We start from the raw sequence: 26,347 nt of genomic DNA, 5'->3' as shown, positions 1-26,347 counted from the left end.
GGCGATCACTTGTCGTTCGAAACGGAAGCCGGGACGGGGCGGAGCAGGCCCGCGATCACCGGACGGAGCATGGGTTCGATGCGTTCGGGCGTCAGGTCGGGCTCGTAGGCGGCCCGCAGGACGAGGCCGTCGATGAGCGCGCACATGAAGCTCATGATGGATTCGATGTCCGTCACCGGATCGATGGCGCCGATGTCGGACATGGACCGCAGGAAGCTCCGGATCGTGTCGCGGACCTCGCAGTCGTTGACCATGAACTTCTCGCGGATGCGCGGATTTCGCATGCCTTCCGCCATCACTTCGGCCATCACCGCCGCCGCGCCGGGCCGGCGCATGTCGGCGAGATGGTTGCAGGCGAGCGACGTCAGGCGGTCGAGGAGCTCCCCCTCCGCATGCAGTCGGGTCAGGAGCGCCGCGTTGCGGATCCGATCCTCCTCCGCAATGGCGTCGATGATCTCGTCCTTGGAGCGGAAATAGCGGTAGAGCGCGCCCGGGCTCATCTGCGCCTCCGCGCAGATTTCCTGCATCGACGCCCCATGGAAGCCGGAGCGGGCGAAGCAGGTTTCCGCCGCGTGCAGGACGTGCTTGCGCCGCTGCTCGTGCGGGCTCCCCGCCGCCGCCGCGCAGCACAGGGCGGCGGAGGGTTCGACCAGGGCGGCGGCTTGGGATCGGGACATCGGTCGGAGCCTCGGGTGAGAGCGAACGTTCATTCGCACCCTCATCTCGCCCCGCGGGACGCCGAAGTCAAGGCCACGACAGCGGAATAGCTTGCGCTGGTGACAGGGCCTGTCAGGAGACGGCGGGGAAGGTCCGCGGTGCAGGAGGCCGCTTCTATTGCACTGCACAAGTTTTCTGGTCCAGAGTCTCGCTGCGGCAGGTCCCGCGGGTCCGGCGATCAATGTTGCGTGAGCCACCTTAGGGGGTGCGGCTCGATCCGCACTGGCGTCGGCGGCCCGGATCGGGTATCAGGCGACCGATCCTGCCGGAACGCCGCCGCTCCCTCGTCCGTTGAACGGGAGCCGCCCGGCCGGACTCCCTGACACCGAGACAGCCGCCATCATGGCCTTTGCCGCCGCCCATCCGTCGCTCGCCCGCGCCCTCTTGGCGCGCGAGTACCAGGACCCCACCCCCGTCCAGGCCGCCGTCCTGGAGCCGGACGCCGCCGGACGCGACCTCGTCGTCTCCGCCCAGACCGGCTCGGGCAAGACCGTCGCCTACGGCTTGGCCCTCGCCCCGACCCTGATCGGCGAGGCGGAGCGGCTGCCCCCGGCGGGCGCCCCGCTCGCCCTCGTCATCGCCCCGACGCGCGAACTCGCCCTTCAGGTGAAGCGCGAGTTCGAGTGGCTCTATGCGGAAGCCGGCGCCCGCGTCGCCTCGCTGGTCGGCGGCATGGACATCCGGCGCGAACGGCGGGCGCTCGCCGAGGGCGTCCATGTCGTCGTCGGCACGCCGGGCCGCCTGCGCGACCACCTGGAGAAGGGCAGCTTCGACCCCTCGGGCTTGCGCGCCGTCGTCCTCGACGAGGCCGACGAGATGCTCGATCTCGGCTTCCGGGAGGACCTGGAGTTCATCCTGGAGTCGACCCCCGCCGAGCGCCGGACGCTCCTCTTCTCGGCCACCTTGCCGAAGCCGATCGTGGCGCTCGCCCGCACCTACCAGCGCGACGCCTACCGGATCGACGTCGCCGGCGCCGGCGAGGCGCATGCCGACATCGAGTACCGCGCCATCCGGATCGCACCGAACGACGTGGAGAAGACGGTCGTCAACGTGCTGCGCTTCCACGAGGCCACGGCCGCGATGGTGTTCTGCACGACCCGCGAGTCCGTCCGTCATCTCTACGGCGCGCTGGTCGAGCGCGGCTTCGCCGCCGTGGCGCTCTCCGGCGAGCTCAGCCAGCACGACCGCACGACCGCCCTGCAGGCCATCCGCGACGGCCGCGCCCGCATCTGCGTGGCGACCGACGTGGCCGCCCGGGGCATCGACGTGCCCGACCTCGGCCTCGTCATCCACGCCGACCTCCCGAACGATCCGGAAACCCTCCTGCACCGCTCCGGCCGCACCGGCCGGGCGGGACGCAAGGGCGTCTGCGTGCTGCTCTGCCCCTACACCCGCCGGCGCAAGGCCGAGATGCTGATCAGCGGCGCGCGCATCCAGGTGACCTGGGCGAACCCGCCCTCCGCCGACGAGATCCGCGCGCTCGACCAGCAGCGCCTGATGAGCGACCCGATCCTCACCGAGGGCCAGTCCGAGGAGGACCTCGTGCTCGGGCGCAAGCTCCTGGAGACGCGCCCCGCCGACGAACTCGCCGCCGCTCTGGTGCGGCTCTACCGGGCCCGCCTGCCGGAACCGGAGGAGATCTTCGACGCCGGCGCGCCGCGCGGCATCCGCGAGCCGCGGGAGAGCCGCGAGCGCCCGCCGCGCGAGGAGGGCGCCGGGGCGCCGCCGCGCATGGTCGACGGCGTCTGGTTCCGCATGAACGTCGGGCGCAACCGCAACGCCGACCCGCGCTGGCTCCTGCCGCTCATCTGCCGCATCGGCCATGTGACCAAGAAGGACATCGGCTCGATCCGCATCTTCGACCGGGAGACCAAGTTCGAGATCTCCCGCGAGGCCGCGGCGAAGTTCGCCTCCGCGGTGCGCAAGTCGCAGGACGAGGAGGTGCAGATCGTGCCCGCCGACGGCGAGGCGCGGCCCGCCAAGACGAAATGGGCGCCGCGGCCGGAGGGCCAGGAGGGCCGCCCGCCGCGCGCGGAGCGGGCCCCTCGGGAGGACCGTGCGCCCCGGACCGAGCGTCCTCCGCGCGAGGAACGCCCGCCCCGGACCGAGCGTCCCCCGCGCGAGGAACGCCCGGCACGGGAGGAGCGTGCGCCGAAGGAGCCGCTTCGCCAGCCCCGGGAGGAACGCCCGCCGCGCGAGGAGCGCGCGCCGCGCGCCCCCGTCCGCGACGAGCGCCCGCGCCCGCAGAAGCCCGGCAAACGCGAACGGATCCGTGCCGCCCGTCGGGCCGAGCGCCAGGGCGACGGCGGCTAGGTTCGGCGGGCCGGAGGGGCCTCCGTAAGGGATCGCCATTTGACTGGTTCACCCAGAGACGGCGAGGACCCTGCCACAGGGACGGACGGGCGGCCTAAGGGAGGCCCACCCCTTTTTGTCATCCCGGCCATCGAGCCGGGATCCAATGGCGGGTCAGCCCGTCTCGGCCATGCGTGAAAGGGCGGGCCGTGATGGGGCGGGCCGTGCCGCGGGTGAGGCCAATGGGTCCCGGCTCGATGGCCGGGATGACACCCTTGGGAAGACTCGCCGCCCGCCCCCCGTCGCCCCGGACTCCCGCCCTTCAGAATGGGATGCGCTGGCCACTGGCCTTGTCGAAGAGATGCAGGGCGTCGCGCCTGGCCGCGACCCGTCGGCGGGTCCCGGGCTCCGCCCAGACCTTGCCGGGTTCGCGCACCACCACGTTCGGGCCCCGCTCGCCGAGCGTCCCGTACAGGAACGTCTCCGCGCCGACCGCCTCGACGGCCGATACCGCGTAGTCGAGCGCCAGCCCGCCCTCGGGCACCTCGTCGCCGGACAGCACGTGCAGGTGCTCCGGGCGGATCCCCAGGATCGCCCCGCTCCCGGGGATCGGCAGGCCGGCGCCGCCCGAGAGCCCGCCGCTCGCCCCGGCGACCGACAGGCCCGACGACCCGTTGGCGACGTCCAGGAGGTTCATCGGCGGGGCTCCGATGAAGGCGGCCACGAAGGTCGTCATCGGCCGCTCGTAGAGCTCCAGCGGCGCGCCGATCTGCTCGACCCGGCCCTTGTTCATCACCACGAGCATATCCGCGAGCGTCATGGCCTCGAGCTGGTCGTGGGTGACGTAGACCGACGTGGTGGCGAGCGCGCGCTGCAGCCGCTTGATCTCGACGCGCATCTGCACGCGCAGCTTGGCGTCGAGATTGGAGAGCGGCTCGTCGAAAAGAAACACCTGCGGCTTGCGCACGATGGCGCGGCCCATGGCGACGCGCTGCCGCTGGCCGCCGGAGAGCTGGCGCGGCCGGCGGGCGAGGAGGTCGCCGAGTTCCAGGATCCGCGCCGCCTCGCGCACGCGGCCGTCGATCTCGTCCTTCGGCGTGCCGCGGTTCCGCAGGCCGTAGGCCATGTTGTCGTAGACCGACATGTGCGGGTAGAGCGCGTAGTTCTGGAACACCATGGCGATGTCCCGGTCCATCGGCTCGACCGTATTGACGACCCGTCCGCCGATCTTAACCTCGCCCGAGGTGATCGTCTCCAGGCCCGCGATCATGCGCAGGAGCGTCGACTTCCCGCAGCCGGAGGGCCCGACGAGGACGCACATGGCGCCGTCCGGCACCGCGAAGCTCACCTGCTTCACCGCCTCGACGTTGCCGCCGTAGACCTTGCCGACCCTGTCGAGGAGGACCTCGGCCATACTCACTTCTCCGTTTCGACGAGGCCCTTGACGAAGAGCTTCTGCATGAGGAGCACGACGGCCACGGGCGGCAGCATGGCGAGCACGGCGGTCGCCATGGCGACCTGCCATTCGGTCAGCGCGTCCTGGGTGACGATCATCTTGCGGATGCCGATGACGATCGTCTGCATGTCGTCGCGGGTGGTGATGAGGAGCGGCCAGAGATACTGGTTCCAGCCGTAGATGAACTGGATGACGAACATCGCCGCGACCGACGTGATGGAGAGCGGCAGCAGCGTGTCGCGGAAGAACTTCATCGGCCCTGCGCCGTCGATCTTCGAGGCCTCCACCAGTTCGTCGGGAACGGTCATGAAGAACTGGCGGAACAAGAGGGTGGCGGTCGCCGACGCGATCAGCGGGATCGTCAGGCCCGCATAGGTGTCGAGCATGTGCAGGTCGGCGACGACCTTGTAGGTCGGATAGATGCGCACCTCGACGGGCAGCATCAGGGTCAAGAAGATCAGCCAGAAGGCCGCCATCCGGAACGGAAAGCGAAAGTAGACGACCGCGAAGGCCGAGAGGAGCGAGATGAAGATCTTGCCCAGGGCGATGATGAGCGCCATGATCAGGCTGTTCAGCATCATCCCCATCACCGGCGCGCGGGTGGACGACTTCGTCCCCTCGACCAGCGTGCGCGTGTAGTTCTCGACGAGGTAGGGGCCCGGCGTCAGGCCGAGCTGGCCGTTGACGATCGTCTGGGCGTCCCAGGTCGAGGCCACGAAGGCGAGGTAGACCGGGAAGGCCACCACGGACACGCCGAGGAGCAGGACGACATGCGGCACGATCCGCCCGAGGAGGCCGCGGTTCTCGACCATCAGTACTGGACCCTGCGTTCGATGTAGCGGAACTGGATCGAGGTCAGCGCGATCACCAGCACCATGAGGATCACGGACTGCGCCGCGGAGCCGCCGAGGTCGCCGCCGAGCCGGCCATCGTTGAAGACCTTGAAGACAAGCGTTGTGGTCGCCTGCGCGGGGCCGCCGTGCGTCACCGCGTCGACGATGCCGAAGGTGTCGAAGAAGACGTAGACGATGTTGACCGTGAGCAGGAAGAAGGTGGTCGGCGACAGGAGCGGGAAGATGATCGTCCAGAAGCGCCGCATCGGCCGCGCCCCGTCGATCGCCGCGGCCTCGATCACCGAGCGTGGGATCGCCTGCAGGCCGGCCAGGAAGAACAGGAAATTGTAGCTGATCTGCTTCCAGGTCGCCGCCAGGACGACCAGCACCATGGCGTCGACGCCGTCGAGCAGCGGGTTCCACGAGACGCCCCGGGCCCGGATGGCCTGCGCCACCATGCCGAGCGAGGGCTGGAACATGAAGAGCCAGAGGGCGCCGGCGATCGCCGGGGCGACCGCATAGGGCCAGATCAGCAGCGTCTTGTAGACGGTCGCGCCGCGGATGTGCTTGTCGGCCTGCACGGCGAGCAGCAGCGCCAGCCCGAGCGACAGGGACGCGACCAGCACCGAGAAGACGGCCGTGTTGGTTACGGCGCGCAGGTACTCGGGTGTCTTGAAGAGGAGCTCGTAGTTTTCGAGCCCGACGAAGATCTGCGTCGTCCCGAAGGCATCCTCGATGAAGAAGGACTGGCGCACCGCCTGGGCGGCCGGCCAATAGAAGAAGATCAGCGTCACCGCGAGCTGGGGGCTCAGCAGCAGGAAGGGGAGGAGCTTCCCCGAGAAGGCGGTTCGCTTGTCCATGGGGGCGGCCGGTCGGAGGGCAGTCGAGGCCGCCGGCGCTGGGCCGGCGGCCGTCTCCGTCGAAGGAGGGCGGGCAGGGGTCCGCCGGGCCGCGCCCGGCGGGTGCCCGGCCGGCGCGATCAGCGGGCCGCGGTGCGCTCGAACTGCCGGAGCACGGCGTTGCCGCGCGACACGGCGTCGTCCATCGCCTGCTGGGGCGACTTCTTGCCGGCCAGCGCGAGCTCGATCTCCTCGGCCCACAGGTCGCGGATCTGCACGAGGTTGCCGAGCCGCAGGCCGCGAGAGTTCTCGGTCGGCGCCTTGAAGGCCATCTGCTTGACGCTGGTCTCGGTCGACGGGTTCTTGGCGTAGAAGCCCTGCGACTTGGTCAGCTCGTAGGAGGCGGGGGTGATCGGCAGGTAGCCGGTCTCCTGGTGCCACCAGGCCTGGACGTCGGGCTTGGACAGATAGGTGAAGAACTTCGCGATGCCCTTGTAGTCATCGGCCGGCTTGCCCGCCATCACCCAAAGGGAGGCCCCGCCGATGATCGAGTTCTGCGGAGCGCCCTGGACGTCCGGGTAGTAGGGCATGAAGGCCGTCGAATACTCGAACTTGGCGTTGGCCTTGACGTTGCCGTAGAAGGCCGAGGAGGTGAGGAAGAGCGGGCACTCGCCGGAGGTGAAGCGGCCTTCGCCCTCGTTGGTGCGGCCGGAATAGTCGAAGGTCTTGTCCTTCTGCATCTCGACGAGGTTCGTCAGATGCCGGACGACGGCCGGGTTGTTGAACTTCAGCTCGGTGTCGAAGCCGTCGAGGCCGTTCGCCTTGGTCGAGAGCGACAGGTTGTGCCAGGCGGTGAACTCCTCGATGTTGGCCCAGGTGGTCCAGGCCGTCGAGATGCCGCACTTGTCCCAGCCGGCCGCCTTCAGCTTCTTGGCCGCCTCGAAGGCCTCGGGCCAGGTCTTCGGCGGCTCGGCGAGGCCCGCCTTCTTCAGCGCGTCGTTGTTGACCCACATGACCATGGTCGACGAGTTGAAGGGGAAGGAGAGCATGTCACCCTTGGCGGTCGAGTAGTAGCCCGTGACCGCCGGCAGGTAGGACTTCGGGTCGAAGGGTTCGCCCGTCTCGGCCATCATCTGGTAGACCGGCTTCACGGCGCCCTTGGCGGCCATCATGGTGGCGGTGCCGACCTCGAAGACCTGCAGGATGTGCGGGGCGTTGCCGGCCCGGAACGCGGCGATGCCGGCGTTCATCGTGTCGGCGTAGGACCCCTTGTAGGTCGGCACGACCTTGTACTGCGACTGGGTCGCGTTGAAGTCGGTCGCCAGCTTCACGATCCGGTCGTTGTTGGCGCCCGTCATGGCGTGCCACCACTGGATCTCGACCTGAGCCTGGGCCGAGGTGGTGGCGCCGAGCGCCAGGGCGGCAGCGACGAGAATGCGCGTCTTCGTCATGGTCTTCATTCCTCCCAATCGGGCCGGGGACGGACCCGCTTCCGCGAGCGGCTCCCATGTCCGGCCTCATATGTCCGCCTTCGTGACGGTTCGATGATAGCGGATGTCTTTCGTATCAGTTTCGCGGCGAAACTCCAGAGGGGTTCGAGCCTGATCCCGGGCGAACCCGCGGGCGCGCAGAAGACCATACCCGTCAGATCCTTGTCACCCGGAAATCGTGCCGCTGATCCGGGCAGGGCCCTGCCGCGTAGGAACGCCGATCCGATCCCAGGGAGAGCCTCGATGAGACCCACCCACGCGACGTTCGCAGCCCTGCTGCTTCCTGCCCTGGCCGCCCCCGCGGCCGCCGACACGCTCGAAGGGCGCGAGATCGACCAGACCGTCCGGGGCCGGCGGATCTACCTCGCGGTGCCTCTCGGCGGCGAGTTCCCGCTCACCTACAGGCCGGATGGACGCGTCGACGGCTCGGGGGAGGCGGTGGGGCTCGGCCGCGTCATGCGCCCCAAGGACAGCGGCCGCTGGTGGGTCGACGGCCGGCGCCTCTGCCAGCGCTGGACCACCTGGTACGACGGCAAGGTCTTCTGCTTCACCCTCCGCAAGACCGCGCCGACCCAGCTCGCCTGGACCCGCGACGACGGCCTGAGCGGCACCGCCCGCATCGGCGACTGAGCCGGCTCCGGCCGGCGCTTCTTCCGACCCGGTTGAGACTTCGTTAGCGATCTTCGGGCACCCTGCCGGACCGAAACAGGCCCACTCGGCGCGTACGGCCGGGCAGGAGTTGCCATGACCCAGAGTTTTCGGTGCGTACGCGGGCGTCGGTCCTGGCCCGCAGCCGGTCTTGTCCTGACGTCCACGGTGCTGGCAGGCTGCAGCGCCTCCACCGACCACGCCGGCGTCGATCCCAAATACGGCGTCTCGGCGAGCCGGCGCGTCGTCGCCGACGGCGACCCGGTGCCGAAGGGCGGCGGCCGGGCGCAGGTCGGCAAGCCCTACACGATCGGCGGCCGGGTCTACGTCCCCCAGGAGGACCCCGCCTACGACCGCACAGGCGTGGCGTCCTGGTACGGACACGAGTTCCACGGGCGCGAGACGGCGAACGGCGAGGTCTATGACCGGATGTCGATCTCGGCGGCGCATCCGACCATGCCGCTGCCCTCCTACGCCAAGGTCACCAACCTCGCCAACGGCCGATCGATCGTCGTGCGCGTCAACGACCGCGGCCCCTACGCGGGCAACCGCGAGATCGACGTCTCGGAGCGCGCCGCGGACCTGCTCGGCTTCAAGGGCCGCGGCATCACCCGGGTACGCGTGCAGTATGCCGGCCGGGCGCCGCTGGAAGGCTCCGACGACACCATGCTGGCCTCGACCCTGACGGAGGGCGCCGATCCGGTCGCCGTGACGGCCATGAACGGCTCCTTCGGCCGGAGCCTCACCGGCACACTCGCCGCGACCTTCAGGCCCGCGCCGGAGCCCGTCCGCACCGCCGCGGTCCGCCCGCAGGCGGCCTGGCCGACCGCACGGCCGGCCCGGCCGGCTCGCGCGGATGACGACGACCCCGAGACCGGCGACATCGGCGACATGATCGCGGCGACGGAACGCCAAGCCTTGCCCGCCGCCCCGCCGCGCGCAAGGCCCGGACCGGTGCCGCAGTCCGAGCTGGCCCCTCCGCCCCGCTGGCGCAGTTCCGAGACGGCGCGTCCGCGCGGGCTCATGGGCTTCGCCTCGGCGGAGGACGGACCCGAATTCCCGCTGCTCCGCCGCTGAGGCGGCGCCCGCGACCACAGGTCGCCCCGAGCGTCGGACGCGTCCCCAGGGCGGAAGAGTCCGCGCCGGCCATTGGAGCTTGGCGCCGGATCGCCCATATTGGCTCACGATCGGCGACGGCGAGTCGGGCGGGAGTGGCGGCTCCCTCTTTCCCGTGGTCCGTCCGGAGGCCCGGAGTTCGAAGATGAGTGGTGTATCGGTGGCGCGGCGGATGGCGGCCGCGCTGATGGGGTTGGTGATGGCCGCGGCGACGCTCGCGGGCGCGCCGCCGCCCGGCCACGCGCAGAGCTCGGCCGCTCAGGCGGCTGCGGCGAACCAGGGCTTCGAGACCCGTGCCGAACAGGCCATCCTGATCGACCACGAGTCCGGCACCGTCCTCTACGAGAAGAACGCCGACAAGCTTTTCCCGCCGGCGAGCCTCGCCAAGATGATGACGATCGCGGTCCTGTTCGATCTCATCAAGGCCGGCAAGGTCTCGATGGAGACGGAGTTCGTGGTCAGCGAGCACGCCTGGCGGACGGGCGGGGCGCCCTCGCGAACCTCCTCGACCTTCCTGCCGATCAACTCCAAGGCGACCGTCAACGACCTCATCCAGGGCATCATCGTCCAGTCGGGCAACGACGCGGCCATCACGGTGGCGGAGGGCATCGCCGGCACCGAGCAGGCCTTCGGGGAGCTGATGACCAAGAAGGCCCGCGAGATCGGCATGCCCAAGTCGGTCTTCCACAACCCGACGGGCCTTCCGGACCCGGACCAGAAGATTACCGCCCGGGAATACTCCACGCTGACGCGCTACATCATCTCCAACCACCCCGACCTGTACAAGGTCTACGGGCAGCGCGAGTTCACCTACAACAAGATCCGCCAGTTCAATCGGAACCCGTTGCTTGCGGAGGGTATCGGCGCCGACGGACTGAAGACCGGCTACATCAAGGAATCCGGCTACAACATCGTCGGCTCGGCGGTGCAGAACGGACAGCGCCTCGTCCTCGTCATGGGCGGCTTCAAGACCGAGAAGGAACGGCAGGAGGACGCCCGCCGCCTGATGGAATGGGGCTTCCGCAACTTCGAGCAGATCACCCTCTTCAAGGCCGGCGAGCCGGCCGGCGAGGCGAGCGTCTTCGGCGGCACGGAGGGCAGGGTGAAGCTGGTCGGCGCCAAGGCCATCAACGTCCTGGTGCCCCGCGGCAACCGCGACAAGCTGCGCGCCCGCATCGTCTATCGGGGGCCCGTCCGCGCGCCCGTCGAGAAAGGCGTCCAGATCGGCAAGCTGCAGGTCCTGCGCGATGAGACCGTGATCCAGGAGACGCCTCTCTACACCGCCGATGCCGTCGGGCTCGGCACCCTGCAGAGCCGCGCCATGGACGCCGTGCTCGAAGTCGTCGGCCGGGTCGCGCGCGAAACCGTCGGGTTCCAGTGACGGGCGCCCCGCCGCCCGTCGACCTGCCACCCGCCCGCTTCGTGACCTTCGAAGGCGGCGAGGGTGCCGGCAAGTCGACCCAGGTGCGGCTCCTGGCCGATCGCCTCCGGAACGCCGGCATCGGCGTCGTCACCACCCGCGAGCCGGGCGGCTCTCCGGGCGCGGAGGCGATACGGGCCATGATCCTCTCCGGCGCGGCGGAGCGCTTCGGGGCGGAGGTCGAGGCCATGCTGTTCGCCGCCGCCCGGGCCGATCACGTCGACGCCACCATCCGGCCCGCACTCGCGCGCGGCGATTGGGTCCTCTGCGACCGCTTCGCCGACTCGACGCGCGTCTACCAGTCGGCCGTGGAGCCGGCGGTCATCGACGCCCTGGAGACGGTGGCCCTGGACGGCCTCCGCCCGCACCTGACCATCCTGCTCGACCTGCCGGCCGAGGTCGGCCTGCAGCGTGCCGCCGCGCGGCGCGGGGTCGACGCCGCCGACCGCTTCGAGAAGGAGGACGCCGCCGCCCACGAGGCCCGGCGCGACGCCTTCCTGCGGCTCGCCCGCGCCGACCCGTCCCGCTTCGCGGTCGTCGACGCGACGCAGGACACCGCGACGGTCGCCGACGCGGTATGGTATGCGATCGCCACGCGGCTCGGGCAGGGCGCCGGCCGCGCCGGCTAGCGGATCGGATCATTCATCGTCATGGCGCGCGCCAGCACCCAGGTCCAGGAGGCCGCCCCCGAGGTCGATTCGATCGAGGGGTTGCCGCTCCCGCGCGAGCGCCACACCCTGATCGGGCAGGCGGACGCCGAGGCCACGCTGCTCGACGCCTACCGGTCGGGCCGAATCCACCACGGCTGGCTCCTGGGCGGCCCCAAGGGTGTCGGCAAGGCCACGCTCGCCTTCCGCTTCGCCCGCTTCGTGCTCGCGAACCCCGACCCGGCCTCCGCCGCCGTCAGGGCGGCGCGCGACCTGTCGGTCGATCCCGCCTCGCCGGTGGCGCGGCGGGTGGCCAGCGGCGCCCATGCCGACCTCCTCGCGCTGCGCCGGCCCTGGGACGAGAAGAACAAGCGCTTCAAGACCGAGCTGCCCGTCGACGAGGTCCGCCGCACGGTCGGCTTCTTCGGCTCCACGGCGGCCGAGGGCGGCTGGCGGATCGCCATCGTGGACCCGGCCGACGACATGAACGCGGCCGCCGCCAACGCCCTCCTGAAGATCCTGGAGGAGCCGCCGGCGCGCTCGCTGTTCCTCGTCGTCTCCCACCAGCCGGGCCGGCTGCTGCCCACGATCCGCTCCCGCTGCCGCCGGCTCGGGCTCCAGCCGCTCTCCGAGGAGACCGTCGTCGAGGGGCTCCGCGGACTCGGCTTCGCCGAACGCACGGACGCCTCCACCATGGCGGCAGCGGCACGGATCGCCGAGGGCAGCCTGCGCCGCGCCATCCTGATGATCGAGAGCGACGGCGTCGCGCTCCACCGCCGCATCGACGCGATCATGGCGCGGCTGCCGACGGTCGACTTGCGCGAATTGCACAAGCTCGCCGACGAAGTCGCAGGACGCGGCGCCGACGAGGCCTTCGAGACGGCGGTCGACTTCTTTCAGGCGCAGGCGGTCGCCCGCGCCCGCAAGGCCGCCGCGGCGGGCGAGGGCGGGCGGGCGGCGGCCTGGGCGGAGGCGCACCGGACCGTCGCCCGCGACATCGCCACCGTCGACGCGCTCAACCTCGACCGTCGTGCCGCACTCCTTTCGCTCGTCCGCACCCTTGTCGAAGCGGCGCGTTATTGAGTATCCCCAACACCGAGACCTGCGGGGTGCGTCGCACGCCGCGCGCCCGCGCGAGGATGACGGATCGATGACCAGGCCGACCTACTTCATCACCACGGCGATCGATTATCCGAACGGGCGGCCGCATGTCGGCCACGCCTACGAGAAGGTCGCCACCGACGCGATCGCCCGCTTCAAGCGGCTCGACGGCTACGACGTCTTCTTTCTGACCGGCACCGACGAGCACGGCCTGAAAATGCATCAGACGGCCCAGAAGGAGGGCATGACGGCGCGCCAGCTCGCGGACCGGAATTCGTCCGTGTTCAAGGAGATGGACGACCTTTTTCAAGTCTCCTACGATGATTTCATCCGCACCACGGAGCCCCGCCACTACGCCTCCGTGCAGGAAATCTGGCGGCGCATGGAGCGGAACGGGGACGTCTACAAGTCGACCTATGCGGGCTGGTACTCCGTCCGCGACGAGGCCTATTACGCCGAAGCCGAGACCGTCGTCGGGGACGACGGCGTGCGCCGCTCCACCGGCACCGGCACCCCGGTCGAGTGGACCGAGGAGGAGACCTATTTCTTCCGCCTCTCCGCCTACGGCGCCAAGCTCCTCGACCACTATGCGGCGAACCCGGACTTCATGGGCCCGATGGCGCGCAAGAACGAGGTGATCAGCTTCGTCGAGGGCGGCCTCGACGACCTCTCGATCAGCCGGACGACCTTCGACTGGGGCATTCCGGTGCCGGACGCCCCGGGACACGTGATGTATGTCTGGATCGACGCCCTGACCAACTACATCACCGGCGCCGGCTTCCCCGACGAGGCCTCCGAGAAGTACCGGACCTACTGGCCGGCCGACATGCACATGATCGGCAAGGACATCATCCGCTTCCATGCGGTCTACTGGCCGGCCTTCCTGATGTCGGCGGGCCTGCCCCTTCCGAAGCGCGTCTTCGCCCACGGCTTTGTGTTCAACCGCGGGGAGAAGATGTCGAAGTCGGTCGGCAACGTCATCGACCCCTTCGACCTCGCCAAGGCCTACGGGGTCGACCAGGTGCGCTATTTCTTCCTGCGCGAGGTCGCCTTCGGGCAGGACGGCAGCTACAGCCACGAGGCGATCGTGGCGCGGATGAATGCGGACCTCGCCAACGACCTCGGCAACCTGGCGCAGCGTTCGCTCTCCATGATCGCCAAGAACTGCGGCGGCGTGCTGCCGAACCCGGGGCCGCTCGCCGACGCCGACAAGGCCCTGCTGGCGCAGGCCGACGCGCTGCTTGCGACCTGCCGGGCCGCCTACGAGGTGCCGGAGATGCACAGGGCGCTCGAGGCGACCTGGTTCGTGGTGGCGGAAGCCAACCGCTACTTCACGGTCCAGGAGCCCTGGGCCCTGCGCAAGACCGACTTCGCCCGGATGGAGACGGTGCTCTGGGTCACCGCCGAGGTGATCCGCATCGTCGCGATCCTGACTCAGCCGGTGATGCCGGGCTCCTGCGGCAGGCTCCTCGACCTGCTCGGCCAGGGCCCGGGAGCACGGGATTTCGCGGCGATCGGCACGCGAATTGCAGGGGGAACGGTGCTGCCGTCGCCGGCCCCGGTGTTCCCGAAATACGTGGAGCCAGAGGCCGCGGCGGACGCCTGAGCCCCCGCCTGTCCGTGTCCACACGTCGGGGCGCGGCCCCCAGGAGAAACCCCGAGCGCATGTCCCTCGTCGATTCCCACTGCCACTTGGACTTTCCCGACTTCGCGTCCGAGCTCGACGCGGTGGTCGAGCGGGCGCATGCGGCGGGCGTGACCCGGATGGTGACCATTTCCACCCGGGTCCGGAAGTTCGACGGCATCAAGGCAATCGCGGAGCGCTTTCCCTCGGTCTGGTGCTCGGTCGGCACCCATTGCCACAACGCCCACGAGGAGCTGGACCTGACGCCGGACGACCTCGCGCGCCTGTCCGAGCACCCCCGCTGCATCGCGATCGGCGAGGCCGGGCTCGACTATCACTACGACCTGTCGCCGCGCGACGCCCAGGAGGAGGGCTTCCGCCGCCATATCGCGGCGGCGCGCATGACCGGCCTGCCGCTCGTGATCCACGCCCGCGAGGCGGACGAGGACGTGGCGCGCATCCTCGAGGAGGAGACCGCCCGGGGCGCCTTCCCGATGGTGCTCCACTGCTTCTCCTCCGGGCTCGAGCTCGCCCGCCGCGGCCTGGCCTGCGGCGCCTACCTGTCCTTCTCGGGCATCCTCACCTTCAAGTCCGCCGAGACGATCCGGGCCGCGGCCGCCGAGGCGCCCGAGGACCGCATCCTGGTGGAAACCGACGCGCCCTATCTCGCCCCCGTGCCCTACCGCGGCAAGCGCAACGAGCCGGCCTACACGGCCAAGACCGCCGCGGTCCTCGCCTCGGTGCGCGGCGTGAGCGAGGACGAGATCGCGCGGATCACGACGGACAACTTCTACCGCCTCTTCACGAAGGCGGAGCGCTGACCCGCCGATGGCCGCGACGCTGACCTTCCGGATCCTCGGCTGCGGCTCCTCGCCCGGCGTGCCCCGGATCGGCGGCGACTGGGGCCAGTGCGATCCGGCGAACCCGCGGAACCGGCGCCGCCGGGCGAGCCTGCTGGTCACCCGCCGCGATGCCGTGGGCAATGTCACCCGGGTGCTGGTCGACTGCGGGCCGGACCTGCGCGAGCAGATGCTGGACGCCCATGTCGACTGGGTCGACGGCGTGCTCGTCACCCACGCCCATGCCGACCACGTCCACGGCATCGACGACCTGCGCGCCTTCGTGCTGAACCGCCGCCGCCGTGTCTCGGTCCACATGGACGCGCCGACGGCCGAGCGGGTCCACGCCGCCTTCGGCTACATCTTCAAGACCCCACCCGGGTCGAGCTACCCGGCCATCGCGGACGACCACCGGATCGAGGAGGGCGTGCCGGTGACGGTCGACGGGCCCGGCGGGCCGATCACGGCGTTGCCCTACCGCCAGCTCCACGGCGACATCACGTCCCTGGGCTTCCGCTTCGGCGCGGTCGCCTATTCGCCGGACGTCAGCGGCATTCCCGACCAGGCCCTGCCGGCGCTCTCCGGCCTCGACGTGCTGATCCTCGATGCCCTGCGCTGGCATCCCCACCCCAGCCACTTCTCCGTCGAGGAGGCGATCGCCTGGGCCGCCCGGCTGAAGGCCCGGCGCACGATCCTGACCCACATGCACATCGACCTGGACTACCGCATCCTCAAGGCCCAGTTGCCCGACCATGTCGAGCCGGCCTTCGACGGCATGGAGTTCACGGCGGAGGTCTGACGCCCCGCCCGCGAAGTCTCTACCCTTTGCACGGTCTTCGTTTCTGTCCTGCCCGGGCTTGTCCCGGGCATCCAGGACGCGCATGCCGTCTTCGTGGCCTGGATTGCCGGGACAAGCCCGGCAAAGACAGACCGAGAGGTCGGAACATAGTGGGAGGGGATGAGCGGGTGGGACCGATCCCCTACGCCCGGAACACCCAGAAGCGGACGGTCAGGTAGTTCCAGGCGAACACCACGGGCACGCTCAGCACCTTGGCGACAATCGGCGGGATGACGAGCGAGAGGCTCGCCACGAGCAAGGTCGAGAGCCCGAGGCCGGCGAGCGTGGCCGCCACGAACTTCACCGCCTGGGCGGGGTTGCGGGACACCCCGAAGGTCCACCGGCTGTTCAGGAGATAGCTGACGGTCAGCCCCATCGAATAGGAGCAGAGGTTGGCCGGCGCGGGCGGCAGCACGGTGACCAGCAGGGCGAAGCCGACGATGTCGATGACGGTCGTGATCGCCCCGACGGTCGCGAAGCGCAGGAATTGCCCGAGATCGCGCTCCGACCGGATCAGGCGGCGGGCGGCATCGACGGGCATCAGCGGGCGCGGGCCTCGGGCACGGCGTAGTCGTGCGCGGCGGCCAGCGGCTCGCCGTTCAGGGACGCCTCGATCACCGGCGTCGGCCGCTTCTTCGACTGCATGAAGATACGGCCGACATATTCGCCGATGATCCCGAGGAACATGGCGTTGAGCGTGATGGAGAGGAGCAGCAGGACGGTCGTGGTGGCGAAACCGGCCGGCCAGGCCTGGCCGAAGAGGAGGCGGCCGATCAGGTAGCCGAACAGGAGCACCATGGTGAGCGTGCCGACGAGCAGGCTCGCCATGGAGGCGAGCCGCAGCGGCGTCAGCGAATGGTTCAGGATGCCGTCGACGGCCAACGACAGCATGGCCCGGAAGGGGAACTTGCTTTCTCCGGCGACCCGCGCGGCCCGGTCGTACTCGATGCCGACCTGCGAGAAGCCCATGGAGCTGATCAGGCCGCGGATGTAGGGCGAGGTGTCCTCGACCTTGCGCAACTCGTCGAGGATGCGCCGGTCGACCAAGCGGAACTCGCCCGCGTTGAGCGGCAGGTCGTCCTCGCTCATGGCGTTGATGAGCCAATAGAAGCCGCGCCGCATGCGGGCGACGAGCCAGCTGTCCTTCAGCGACCGGCGGACGCCGTAGACCACCTGGTGTCCCTGCCGCCAGAGGGCGAGCATCTCGGGGATCAGCTCCGGCGGGTCCTGCAGGTCGCAGTCGACCTGCACCGAGCAGTCGCCGCTCGCCGCCTTGTAGGCGGTCAGCACCGAGCGCTGGTAGCCGACGTTTCGGCTGAAGCGGATGACGCGCACGCGCCGGTCCGCCCGGGCGATCTCCTTCAGGATCTCGAAGGTCCGGTCGGTCGAGTGGTTGTCGGTGAAGACGATCTCGTAGTCGTAGCCGGGGAGCGCGCGGAAGGTGGCGACGATCGTGTCGTAGCAGCGCTGGACGGTCTCTTCCTCGTTGAGGCAGGGGACGAGCACCGAGACCTTCGGGGCCTTGACGATTTCCATGGCGCTCACCTCCGTCCTCGCAATTCCGACCGGCACGCCGGGCACGCTACGTCGAAAACATGAAGGCTTTGCAGCCGGGCATCGCGCAATTTCATATCACGGCAGCCGCCGCCTGCCGAACGGAAGCCGGGGGGCCGGAGCCCCCCGAACATTGCGGCGGTCTCAGAACCCCTTCGCGAACTCGCGGAAGCTCTCGTGCATGAAGTCGAGCTGCGCCTGCTCCAGGCCGTGGTGGCAGGCGAGCAGCATGCCGCCGCGCATCACCTCGTCGGCGACCGGATAGCCGTTGCCGAAGGCGCGGTACTCGACATTGGCCATCGCCGGCTGCCGCAGGATGTTGCCCGTAAAGACTGGACGGGTCTGGATGTCCCGCTTCTCCAGGTAGATCTGCAGCTCGCGCCGCGAGAAGGGCGCATCCGCGCGGATCGTCAGCGGGAAGGCGAGCCAGCCCGTGCGCGAGCCGGGCAGCTGCTTCGGCAGCTTGAACCAGTGCTCGTAGTCCTTGAAGAACCGGTACTGGGCGTCGAAGTTGCGCTCGCGGGCGGCGATGTTCTGGTCGAGCTTGCCGACCTGCACGAGCCCGAAGGCCGCGCCGATCTCGCTCGGCTCGACGTTGAAGCCGAGTTCCTCGAACAGGAACTTGGCGTCGTACGAGATGCCGTCGAGCGAGACGTTGAAGCGGTTCTCGATCGCCTCGGATTCCACGAAGAGCGAGGAGGTCCGGCCCCAGGAGCGCAGCAGCAGCGCGCGGCGGGCGAGGTCCTCGTCGTTGACGCAGATCATGCCGCCGTTGCCGGCCGCGGTCACCACGTGGGAGCCGTAGAAGCTGGTCGTGGAGATGTGCGATCGCGTGCCCGAGCTCGTGCCGTTGATCGTCGCGCCGAGGGTGTCGGCGCTGTCCTCGATGACGATCAGGCCGTGCTTGTCGGCGATGGCCTTGATCTTGTCCCAGTCGGGCAGGTTGCCGATCAGGGAGGGGATCATCAGCGCCTTGGTCTTCGGCGAGATCGCCCGCTCGATGGCGTCGGCGTCGATGTTGTAGGTCGCGTCGGCGACGTCGACGAAGACCGGGACCAGGCCGGCCCGCACGATCGGGGCGACCGTGGTGGCGAAGGTGAGGGCAGGGGTGACGACCTCGGACCCCTTCGGCAGCTTCAGGATTTCGATCGCCAGGTAGTTCGCCGAGGAGCCGGAGTTCACCATGATCCCGTGCTGCTTGGCGAAGAGCGCGGCCACCCGCGTCTGCATCTCGCGCACCTTCGCACCCATCTGGGTGGTGGAGCGCATCGTGTCGACGACCGCGGCGATCTCCTCCTCGCCGTAGACGGCCTGCCCGTAATTCACTCGCATCAAGTCATCTCCTTCGAAAGCCTACGGATCCCAGGGCCGCGTCGGGTTCAGCCGGCCCGCTCCCAGAGCGCCGCGTAGCGGCCGAGCTGGGCTTCGGAAAACGCCCGGATCCCGTCCGGATTGCCGTGATAGTTGCGGTACCAGTCGACCGTCATGCCGACCGTCTCGCCGATGTCGAGAAGGGGTTGCCAGCCCAGGTCGACCTCGGCCTTGGTGATGTCGAGCCGCAGGATTCGCGCCTCGTGGGGATCGCCGGCGCGCGGCTCGACCACGTAGCGCGGGCCGCCCTCCCAGCGGGCCACGATCATGTCGGCGAGGGTGCCGACGTCGACCGTGCCGTGCCGGTCCGGACCGAAGTTCCAGCCGCCCGCGTAGGGGGCACCGTTCTCGATCATGTTCGCGGCGACCGTCAGGTAGCCGCGCACGGGCTCGAGCACATGCTGCCAGGGGCGCACGCTGCGCGGACTGCGGATGCGGGTCGGCTCGCCTGTCTCCACCGAGCGGACCAGGTCCGGCACGATCCGGTCGGCCGCCCAGTCGCCGCCGCCGATCACGTTGCCGGCACGGACCATGGCCATCTGCGGGCCGTCGTCCCGGGAGAAGTGCGCGGACCGGTAGGCCGCGGCCACGAGCTCGGTGCAGCCCTTGGAGGACGAGTAGAAGTCCTTGCCCCCCATGGGATCGTTCTCGCGGTAGCCCCAGACCCACTCGCGGTTCTCGTAGCACTTGTCCGAGGTCACGACGACGCAGGCCTTGAGGGACGGCATGCGCCGGGCCTGCTCGAGAACCACCGCCGTCCCCACCACGTTGGTGAGGTAGGTGTCGACCGGGGCCGTGTAGGAGGCGCGCACCAGCGCCTGCGCGGCCATGTGGATGACGACGTCGAAGTCCTGGCCGCCGACGGCCCGGGCGAAGTCCTGCTCGCTACGGATGTCGCCGATCCGGCTGTCGACCAGCTCCTCGAGCCGGACCGCCTTGCAGAAGGACGGGTCGGTCGGCGGGGGCAGGGCGATGCCGGTCACCTCGGCGCCGAGCCGGCGCAGCCAGAGGGCCATCCAGCCGCCCTTGAAGCCGGTGTGCCCGGTCAGCAGCACCCGCTTGCCGCGGAACACCCGCTCGAGGCCGGCCTCTGTGGTGATGCGCGCCATGCCTCAGGTCCTCGCGCCCGCCAGGGTCGCCTGGCCGGCCGGGACCGGGCCCGCGCCGCCGAAGTCGAGCCACGGCACGGTCTGGTCGGAGGCGCAGTAGTTGTTCAGTGTGTCGCGGTCGCGGATGGTGTCCATCGGGTGCCAGAACCCGGTGTGCTTGTAGGCCATCAGCTGACCGTCGCGCGCGAGGTTCGTGAGCGGCGCCATCTCCAGCGGCTCCGCGAGGCCCGGGATGTAGTCGAGCACGCCCGGCTCGAAGACGAAGAAGCCGCCGTTGATCCAGGTCTCGTGCTTGCGGACCTTCTCGGTGAACTCGGTCACCTGGTCGCCGTCGAGCTCGAGGTTGCCGAAGCGGGCTGGCGGCTGGACCGCCGTGACGGTCGCGAGCTTGCCGTGGCTGCGGTGGAAGGCGAGCAGCGCGCCGAGGTCGACGTTGCCGACACCGTCCGAGTAGGTGACCATGAAGGTGTCCCGGTCGAGCCAGTCGCGCAGCCGGAGCAGGCGGCCGCCGGTCATGGTGGAGAGGCCGGTGTCCACCACCGACACGTTCCAGTCCAGCGGGCGGGTGGGCTTCAGGATCATCGAGCCGTTGCCGAGCGCCACCGTGAGGTCGGCGGTCGACAGGTAGTAATTGTGGAAGAAGCTCTTCAGCATCATGCACTTGTAGCCGCCGGCGACGATGAAGTCGCGGTGACCCCAGTGGCTGTAGATGTCCATCACGTGCAGGATGATCGGGCGCCCGCCCACTTCGACCATGGGCTTCGGCACGCGCGTGGTCTCTTCGGCGAGACGCGAACCGAGGCCACCGGCCAGAAGAACGACTTTCATGCGAACCTCCCAGGAGCGGAGCGGAGAAGCGGGACGTGTCTGGGCCGCGGCAACGGGCCGCCGCGCGGTTAGGGGCGGGGCGGGCGGCGCGGTCTCGATCCGGAGCGTTGGATCAATTCTACAGCAGGAACTTATCGTGCAGCCAGCTATGGCCCCATCTTCTTTGCAAGATGATTAATCGCCTTCACGAATTCGCGAGCACTCGCACCAGTCGAAATTCATGACACACAAGTGCATCTTGGAAGAAATGCTAACGTAGCGCTCATCACCGCGCAAGCTGTACGCCTGTCAGGCAATTCCCTACTCGCCGGTCGGGACCTTCACCGAGGATGCAGCCGGATCCGTTGTTTACTCATTCGGAAAGTCGTCCGATACTCCGTACAAAACATGCGCTAACGTTCATGAATGTAATCGACCCGGCCGAACCGCGGCCCGCATTCCCGCACACCGTTCTTCGCACGCCGGCGCCTGGCGCGGGTCCGGCCAGAGGTTTGCCCCATGACCGATTTCACCGCTGACGATCTCGCGGCGCGCGGCGCGACGCGGAGCACGGCCGCCGGCGCCCTGGGCACGGCCGCCCTCGCGCTCCTCTCGCTCGCCCTCCTCGCCGGCTTGGCGCTGCGCATCATGACCTTCGACCTGCGCAAGGACGAGCTCATGTACGTGCCGCCGGTCCGTCTCCTCGACACGATGCAGATCTACCGGGACTTCTTCTACAATCACGTGCCCGGCACGGCCTGGTACTTCCATGGCCTCGCCAAGCTCTCAGGGGTCGACAACCTGCTGCTCACCGGGCGCGTCGGCATCCTGATCGGCTGGGTCTTCTTCCTGGTCGCTCTCTTTGTCGTCTCCTATGCCTTCACCCGGTCCGGCATCGCGAGCTGGTCGATCACCATCCTGACCGTCTGCAACGAGCTGTTCCTGAGCCAGACCGGGATGGCGGCCACCAACAACTTCCTGCCGCTGCCCTTCTCGTATCTCGGCCTCGCCCTCTTCATCCTCGGCCTGCGCGCCGGGGGCAATCCCGGGCTCGTGTTCCTGGCCGGCTTCATGCTGGCGCTCGGCGCGTCCATGAAGATCAGCGCCGTGGTCGTCGTCCCCGTCGTGGTGCTGGCCGCCCTGCTGCTGCCGCGCGGTCTCTCCGCCGCCGGGCGCCTCGTCAAGGTGCTGCTGCCGCTCGGCCTCGGCGGGATCCTCGGCGGCCTGCCGATCCTCGTCCCCCTGGCGCGCGACCCGGCCGGCTTCATGGCGCACGTCGTCGCCTGGCACCGCGGGCCCCACGTTGCCTACTGGAAGCTCCCGGAGGCCGCCGACGAAGGCGCGGCGGTGACGGCCGGCGCCAAGGTCCTGCTCGCCCACGAAGTCTGGCTCGGCGGAAGCGTGGCGCTGGCGCTGGTCGGCCTCGTCGCCGTCCTGCTCCTGGCCTTCCGGCGCGAACCGGAGGCCCCGCCGCGCACGGCGCCGGTTCCCGGGTCCCTCGTGGCCGTGGTGGCCCTGGCCGGACTGGTCGGCATCGTCATGAGCTTCGTGCCCACGCCCGGCTTCCCCCAATATTTCGCGCCGCCGCTCGCCCTCCTGCCGCTCCTGGTCGCCATGCTGTTCGCCCGGCTGGGGCCGGAGGGGAGGGGGCGGGCCTCGACCGCGCTCCTCGCCGCAGCCCTCGTGGCTCTGGTGGTCAACGCCCCCCGCCTCGCGCAGGCCGCGCCGTCGGCCCTCAAGCCGGAGCGCTGGGAGGTGGCGCGGGTCCATGCCGCCGGCCTCGACCTCGCCCGCCGCATGGCGGCCGCCGGGGCGACGGGCAAGGTCGCCACCCTTAACCCGATCTATCCCCTGGAGGGCCGGCTTCCCGTCTATGCCGAACTCGCCACCGGTCCCTTCGCGTACCGCACTGGCGACCTCACCCCGCCGGATCTCGCCCAGCACTACCGCTTCACCAGCCCGACCCAGATCGAGGCCCTCCTGCAGAAGGACCCGCCGGCCGCCGTTCTGCTCGGCTTCGACAAGGTCCTGGAGGCGCCGCTCGCCCGCTTCGCGGAGGCGAACGGCTACGTGAAGGTGGAGGATTTCGCCGTCAAGGACCGGTTCGGCACGCTCGCCCTCTACCTGAAGCCGGGGAAACCCTGACAAGGGCGCCGGGGCGGGCGCCGGTCAGTCGCCGGAGAGCCAGCCCTGGCTCAGCGCGAAGCGCACGATCTGCGCGCGCGAGTGGAGCGACAGCTTCTCGGTCGCGCGCGCCCGGTAGGTCTCGACCGACTTGACCGACAGGTCGAACTGCGCCGCGATCTCCTTGTTGGAATGACCGAGGGCGACGAGGCGCAGCACGTCGAGCTCGCGCGGCGTGAGGCCGACCGTGCCGAGCTGGGTCTCCGTCGGGCCCGGTTCCGAGCCGACGGCCATTTCCAGCGCCGAGTAGCTGTCGAGGAAAAGCCCCCCGAGCATCAGGGTCCGGATGGCGAGCAGCAGGTTCTCGCCCGAGGAGCGTTTCTCGACGAACCCCTTGGCGCCCGCCTGCAGGGCCCGCTGGACGAGGCCGCGATCCCCGTCGGACGTGAGCAGGAGGGGCCTTGCGGGAAGGCCGCGGCGGGTGATCTCGGCGGCGAGCGCCAAGCCGTTCATGTCCGGCAGCGTCACGTCGACGACGACCACGTCGCAGGGCTCGCGTTCGAGCAGCGCCAGGGCCTCGCTCCCGGTCGAGGCGGTGCCGACGCAGACGATGTCGGTCGTGGCGCCGATCAGTGCCCGGGCACCGGCCAGCACGATCGGGTGGTCGTCGACGGCGACGACGCGGATCGGCGGCTTGGCCCCGGCCGGCCCTCTCATCCGCCGCTCCCGGCGTCCGATCCGACCATCACGCCGGACGCCTCGGGCGGCGTGCCGGACAGAACGCGCCGGAACAGGGCGTCCCACTGGCCGAAGACGGTCGTCTTGGCGAAGCGGCCGACCGCGGCGGGCGCGGCGGCAGCGAGCGCTGCCCGCAGCGGCGCGTCGGAGAGGAGGCGGTCGAGGCCCGCCGCCAGCGCCACGGCATCCTCGGCGGGCACGAGCAGGCCGGACCGGCCGTCCTCCACGATGTCGGACGGGCCATAGGGACAGGCGGTCGAGACGACCGGGAGACCGGCCGCCATGGCTTCGACGAGAACGTTCGGGAAGCCTTCGTAGCGCGAGCTCAGGACGAAGACCCGCCCCTCGCGCACCCAGGCGCCGGGGCTCGTCGTCAGGCCAGGCAGCGTGATCCGCTCCGCGAGTCCCGCCGCGGCCACCTGTTCCTGGAGTCTCGCGCGGTCCTGCCCCTCGCCGAAGATCACCAGCGACCAGTCCGGGTACCTGTCCGCGATTCGCCGAAAGGCGTCGATCAGCAGGTCGAAGCCCTTCTGCTCCGTCAGGCGGCCGACGGCCACGATCCGGCGCGGCGCAGCCGCGGCGCTGACGGGCTCGGGCCGGATCTCGCAGGGGTTGGCGATCACGACTGCCTTCGCCCGCAGTCGGTCCGGCAGGGTCCGGCGGATCCGGTCCGTCTGCATGACCAGGCCGTCGGCCCAGGGCAGGGCGATTCGGCCGAGCCGCCCCCAGAGCGGGTGGCTGCGCTGGGCTTCCGGGTTGTTGCGCTCCGAGACCACGACGGGAATGCCGAGGCCGCGCGTCGCCAGCAGGGTGACGATGTTGATCTTGGTCAGGAAGGAGACGACGAGGTCGGGGCCGATCGCCTTCAGCGCGCGCCTCAGCCTGAGGATGCGGACGAGCGTGCGCGCGATCGACGTGCCCTCGCGGCCGCCGTCGTCGAGCGCATGGAGCCTGACCGCCGGATGAAGCGAGAAATAGCTCGCCTCGGCCGCGCGCGCGAAGCCGATCACATGGACCTCGTCTCCGCGCGCCACCCGGTCGGCTGCCATCAGGCTCACCACGCGCTCCGCGCCGCCCGCGCCGATCCCCGCCAGAACGATGGCAATCTTCATGAGGCCCCGTACGCTGATGCCGCCGATGGGCCCCGCTCCCCGGAGCGCGACCCGCTCCAAACTACGCGATATCCCTTGACCAATCGCATACAAGCCTTCGTGACCTACCGGCAACGCCCTTGAGGACATGGCCGTGTGGCCCGCGTTCGACGGCGCAGGGTCCGGCTTGCCCGCCGGAGCGTCGTCAGGTCACCCCGGCCAGGGCGCCTCCGGCCGTGAACACCACGCTTCCCGTGGTGTAGCTCGCCTCGCGCGCCAGGAGCGGCAGCGCCGCCGCCGCGACCTCCTCCGGCGTGCCCCGCCGGCCGAGCGGGACCGCCCCGTCCCGTTCCGCCCGGACCTCAGCGATCGTGACGCCGCGCTCGTCCGCGAGCCGCCGGTCGAGCGCATCGCTGAGCGGGGTGTCGATCAGGCCCGGCGCGATCACGTTGACCCGGATCCCGCGCGGCGCCAGCGCGACCGCCAGCGTGGCGGCGAGATGGTGCAGCGCGGCCTTGGACGCGCCGTAGAAGGGCGTCTTCGGCGATGCCCGAAGCGCCGCGATCGAGCCGACGAAGAGCATCGCGCCGCCCGGCTCCATCCGCGTGGCCAGCGCCCGGGCCATGAGAAAGGGGGCCTTCACGTTGACGGCGAAGATCCGGTCCATCGCCTCGGGCTCGACGACGTCCCAGGGCGCGGGATCCAGGATCCCGGCCGCGTACACGAAGCCGCCGAGCCCGGGCGCGACTGCGTCCGCCAAGGTTTCCGCCGCGCCGGGGTGGGTCACGTCGGCCGCGATCCAGTCGGATGCGGCGGAGGTCTGCGGCCGCTCGCCGAGGTCGGTCCCCGTGACGGAGACGCCCGCCCCGGCGAGCCGGGCGGCCAGCGCGCTCCCGATCGCGCCCGCGGCGCCGGCGACGAGAACCCGGGCGGGAAGGTCGAGGCCGGCCATCGGCATGTCAGGTCTCCGGGGTGTTGGCGACGGTGACGGCCAGCTCCTCGCCGGCGCGCTGGATATGCGCCCGGGCGGCGGCGCGCGCCGCCTCCGGGTCGCCGGCCCGGATCGCCGCGATGATGGCGGCGTGCTCGGCGATGGTGTGTGCGGCCCGGCCCGGGATGAGCTGGTAGCCGAGCCGATAGCGCTGCGAGCCCGTCCAGACGTCCTCCAGCGCGCGGGCGAGCTGCGCGCTCGCGGCCGCCTGCAGGATGCGGCGGTGGAACGCCCAGTTGGCGGCGCCGAGGCCGGTGAAGTCGGCGGCGGCATGAGCGGCCGCGAAGCGGGCGTTGAGCGCCTCCAGGTCGTCCGCCAGCCCCGCGTCCCCGGCCCGGCAGGCGCGCCAGGCCGCCAGGCCTTCGAGCTCGCAGCGGATCTCGAAGATCTCGCGGGCGTCCCGGAGCGACAGGGGTACGACCCGCATGCCCTTGTGGGGCTCGCTGACGAGCAGGCCCTCCCGCTCGAGCCGCAGCATGGCCTCGCGGATCGGCATGTTGGAGAGCCCGATCTCGGCCGAGAGTTCCGCGAGCGTGATTCGCCGCCCCGGCGCGTAGGTGCCGTTGACGATCTGCTCGCGCAGGTGCTCGTAGACGGCCTCGGCCTTGGTCCGATGCTGCAGGACCGGCGCGGCGCGGGTGTCGTGGTCGTCCGTCATGGCGAGCGCTCCGCCGCGTGGGCCGCAAGCTTGGCACGGGCACG

At 70.2% G+C, this 26,347-nt stretch carries 24 protein-coding genes; 10 read left to right on the top strand and 14 right to left on the bottom strand.

The genetic code is table 11. The annotated features are described in order from the left end of the window. Positions 1-5 precede the first annotated feature (5 nt). Complete coding sequence (locus tag WBG79_RS12970) at positions 6-677, bottom strand: TetR/AcrR family transcriptional regulator (protein WP_337357521.1); 672 nt, start codon at positions 675-677, stop codon at positions 6-8. Positions 678-1,059: 382 nt separating this feature from the next. On the opposite strand from WBG79_RS12970, the gene WBG79_RS12965 reads away from it, so the two are divergent. Beyond that, positions 1,060-3,030 (top strand): DEAD/DEAH box helicase, encoded by a 1,971-nt coding sequence (locus WBG79_RS12965; RefSeq protein ID WP_337357520.1) that lies wholly within the window; start codon positions 1,060-1,062, stop codon positions 3,028-3,030. Positions 3,031-3,331: 301 nt separating this feature from the next. Here the strand turns inward: WBG79_RS12965 and ugpC are convergent, their stop codons facing one another. The 4 genes from ugpC to ugpB all read right to left on the bottom strand — a co-directional run bounded on the left by ugpC (position 3,332) and on the right by ugpB (position 7,588). Next, on the bottom strand, positions 3,332-4,423 hold the full coding sequence (ugpC, locus tag WBG79_RS12960) for a sn-glycerol-3-phosphate ABC transporter ATP-binding protein UgpC (protein WP_337357519.1): 1,092 nt from the start codon (positions 4,421-4,423) through the stop codon (positions 3,332-3,334). Positions 4,424-4,425: 2 nt separating this feature from the next. Beyond that, positions 4,426-5,277 carry a sn-glycerol-3-phosphate ABC transporter permease UgpE gene (gene ugpE, locus WBG79_RS12955; protein ID WP_337357518.1) on the bottom strand — a complete coding sequence of 284 codons (852 nt, stop codon included), beginning with the start codon at positions 5,275-5,277 and terminating at the stop codon, positions 4,426-4,428. Then, positions 5,277-6,158, bottom strand: coding sequence for a sn-glycerol-3-phosphate ABC transporter permease UgpA (ugpA, locus tag WBG79_RS12950; RefSeq protein ID WP_337357517.1), 882 nt, complete (start codon positions 6,156-6,158; stop codon positions 5,277-5,279). The genes ugpE and ugpA overlap by 1 nt, the downstream gene beginning before the upstream one ends. Before the next feature lie 119 nt (positions 6,159-6,277). Then, positions 6,278-7,588, bottom strand: coding sequence for a sn-glycerol-3-phosphate ABC transporter substrate-binding protein UgpB (ugpB, locus tag WBG79_RS12945; protein WP_337357516.1), 1,311 nt, complete (start codon positions 7,586-7,588; stop codon positions 6,278-6,280). A gap of 282 nt (positions 7,589-7,870) precedes the next feature. On the opposite strand from ugpB, the gene WBG79_RS12940 reads away from it, so the two are divergent. From WBG79_RS12940 to WBG79_RS12905, 8 genes are all read left to right on the top strand, one after another. Beyond that, positions 7,871-8,257, top strand: coding sequence for a hypothetical protein (locus tag WBG79_RS12940; protein WP_337357515.1), 387 nt, complete (start codon positions 7,871-7,873; stop codon positions 8,255-8,257). Between the two features lie 114 nt (positions 8,258-8,371). Then, positions 8,372-9,352 carry a septal ring lytic transglycosylase RlpA family protein gene (locus WBG79_RS12935; protein WP_337357514.1) on the top strand — a complete coding sequence of 327 codons (981 nt, stop codon included), beginning with the start codon at positions 8,372-8,374 and terminating at the stop codon, positions 9,350-9,352. 184 nt (positions 9,353-9,536) lie between these two features. Then, positions 9,537-10,772 carry a D-alanyl-D-alanine carboxypeptidase family protein gene (locus WBG79_RS12930; protein ID WP_337357513.1) on the top strand — a complete coding sequence of 412 codons (1,236 nt, stop codon included), beginning with the start codon at positions 9,537-9,539 and terminating at the stop codon, positions 10,770-10,772. Continuing rightward, on the top strand, positions 10,769-11,440 hold the full coding sequence (tmk, locus tag WBG79_RS12925; protein WP_337357512.1) for a dTMP kinase: 672 nt from the start codon (positions 10,769-10,771) through the stop codon (positions 11,438-11,440). Before WBG79_RS12930 ends, tmk begins: the two co-directional genes overlap by 4 nt. Before the next feature lie 21 nt (positions 11,441-11,461). Next, positions 11,462-12,541, top strand: a complete 1,080-nt coding sequence (locus WBG79_RS12920) for a DNA polymerase III subunit delta' (protein ID WP_337357511.1) — start codon at positions 11,462-11,464, stop codon at positions 12,539-12,541. A 67-nt stretch (positions 12,542-12,608) separates the two neighbouring features. Further along, complete coding sequence (metG, locus tag WBG79_RS12915; RefSeq protein WP_337357510.1) at positions 12,609-14,165, top strand: methionine--tRNA ligase; 1,557 nt, start codon at positions 12,609-12,611, stop codon at positions 14,163-14,165. Between the two features lie 59 nt (positions 14,166-14,224). Further along, entirely contained in the window at positions 14,225-15,004 is a 780-nt protein-coding gene (locus WBG79_RS12910; RefSeq protein WP_337357509.1) for a TatD family hydrolase, read from the top strand. A 7-nt stretch (positions 15,005-15,011) separates the two neighbouring features. Next, entirely contained in the window at positions 15,012-15,821 is an 810-nt protein-coding gene (locus WBG79_RS12905; protein ID WP_337357508.1) for an MBL fold metallo-hydrolase, read from the top strand. Positions 15,822-16,002: 181 nt separating this feature from the next. Here WBG79_RS12905 and WBG79_RS12900 read toward each other — a convergent pair whose 3' ends face one another. The 5 genes from WBG79_RS12900 to rfbF all read right to left on the bottom strand — a co-directional run bounded on the left by WBG79_RS12900 (position 16,003) and on the right by rfbF (position 20,722). Beyond that, entirely contained in the window at positions 16,003-16,401 is a 399-nt protein-coding gene (locus WBG79_RS12900; RefSeq protein ID WP_337357507.1) for a GtrA family protein, read from the bottom strand. Beyond that, entirely contained in the window at positions 16,401-17,396 is a 996-nt protein-coding gene (locus WBG79_RS12895) for a glycosyltransferase family 2 protein (RefSeq protein WP_337357506.1), read from the bottom strand. The genes WBG79_RS12900 and WBG79_RS12895 overlap by 1 nt, the downstream gene beginning before the upstream one ends. 162 nt (positions 17,397-17,558) lie before the next feature. Beyond that, a complete protein-coding gene (locus tag WBG79_RS12890; protein WP_337357505.1) occupies positions 17,559-18,746 on the bottom strand; it encodes a DegT/DnrJ/EryC1/StrS family aminotransferase in 1,188 nt (395 codons plus the stop codon). Positions 18,747-18,793: 47 nt separating this feature from the next. Further along, entirely contained in the window at positions 18,794-19,894 is a 1,101-nt protein-coding gene (gene rfbG / locus WBG79_RS12885) for a CDP-glucose 4,6-dehydratase (RefSeq protein WP_337357504.1), read from the bottom strand. A gap of 3 nt (positions 19,895-19,897) precedes the next feature. Further along, a complete protein-coding gene (rfbF, locus tag WBG79_RS12880; RefSeq protein WP_337357503.1) occupies positions 19,898-20,722 on the bottom strand; it encodes a glucose-1-phosphate cytidylyltransferase in 825 nt (274 codons plus the stop codon). 498 nt (positions 20,723-21,220) lie between these two features. On the opposite strand from rfbF, the gene WBG79_RS12875 reads away from it, so the two are divergent. Continuing rightward, a complete protein-coding gene (locus tag WBG79_RS12875) occupies positions 21,221-22,846 on the top strand; it encodes a hypothetical protein (protein WP_337357502.1) in 1,626 nt (541 codons plus the stop codon). Positions 22,847-22,870: 24 nt separating this feature from the next. Here the strand turns inward: WBG79_RS12875 and WBG79_RS12870 are convergent, their stop codons facing one another. From WBG79_RS12870 to WBG79_RS12855, 4 genes are all read right to left on the bottom strand, one after another. Next, entirely contained in the window at positions 22,871-23,542 is a 672-nt protein-coding gene (locus WBG79_RS12870) for a response regulator transcription factor (protein ID WP_337357501.1), read from the bottom strand. Beyond that, positions 23,539-24,675 carry a glycosyltransferase family 4 protein gene (locus WBG79_RS12865; protein ID WP_337357500.1) on the bottom strand — a complete coding sequence of 379 codons (1,137 nt, stop codon included), beginning with the start codon at positions 24,673-24,675 and terminating at the stop codon, positions 23,539-23,541. Before WBG79_RS12865 ends, WBG79_RS12870 begins: the two co-directional genes overlap by 4 nt. Positions 24,676-24,859: 184 nt before the next feature. Continuing rightward, positions 24,860-25,612, bottom strand: coding sequence for an SDR family NAD(P)-dependent oxidoreductase (locus WBG79_RS12860; protein WP_337357499.1), 753 nt, complete (start codon positions 25,610-25,612; stop codon positions 24,860-24,862). Position 25,613: 1 nt separating this feature from the next. Then, positions 25,614-26,303, bottom strand: coding sequence for a GntR family transcriptional regulator (locus WBG79_RS12855; protein WP_337357498.1), 690 nt, complete (start codon positions 26,301-26,303; stop codon positions 25,614-25,616). Positions 26,304-26,347 lie beyond the last annotated feature (44 nt).

This window comes from Prosthecomicrobium sp. N25 (assembly GCF_037203705.1).
GTDB lineage: Bacteria > Pseudomonadota > Alphaproteobacteria > Rhizobiales > Ancalomicrobiaceae > Prosthecodimorpha.
Note: the sequence above shows the minus strand (reverse complement) of the source record. Positions and strands in the feature narration are given on the sequence as shown.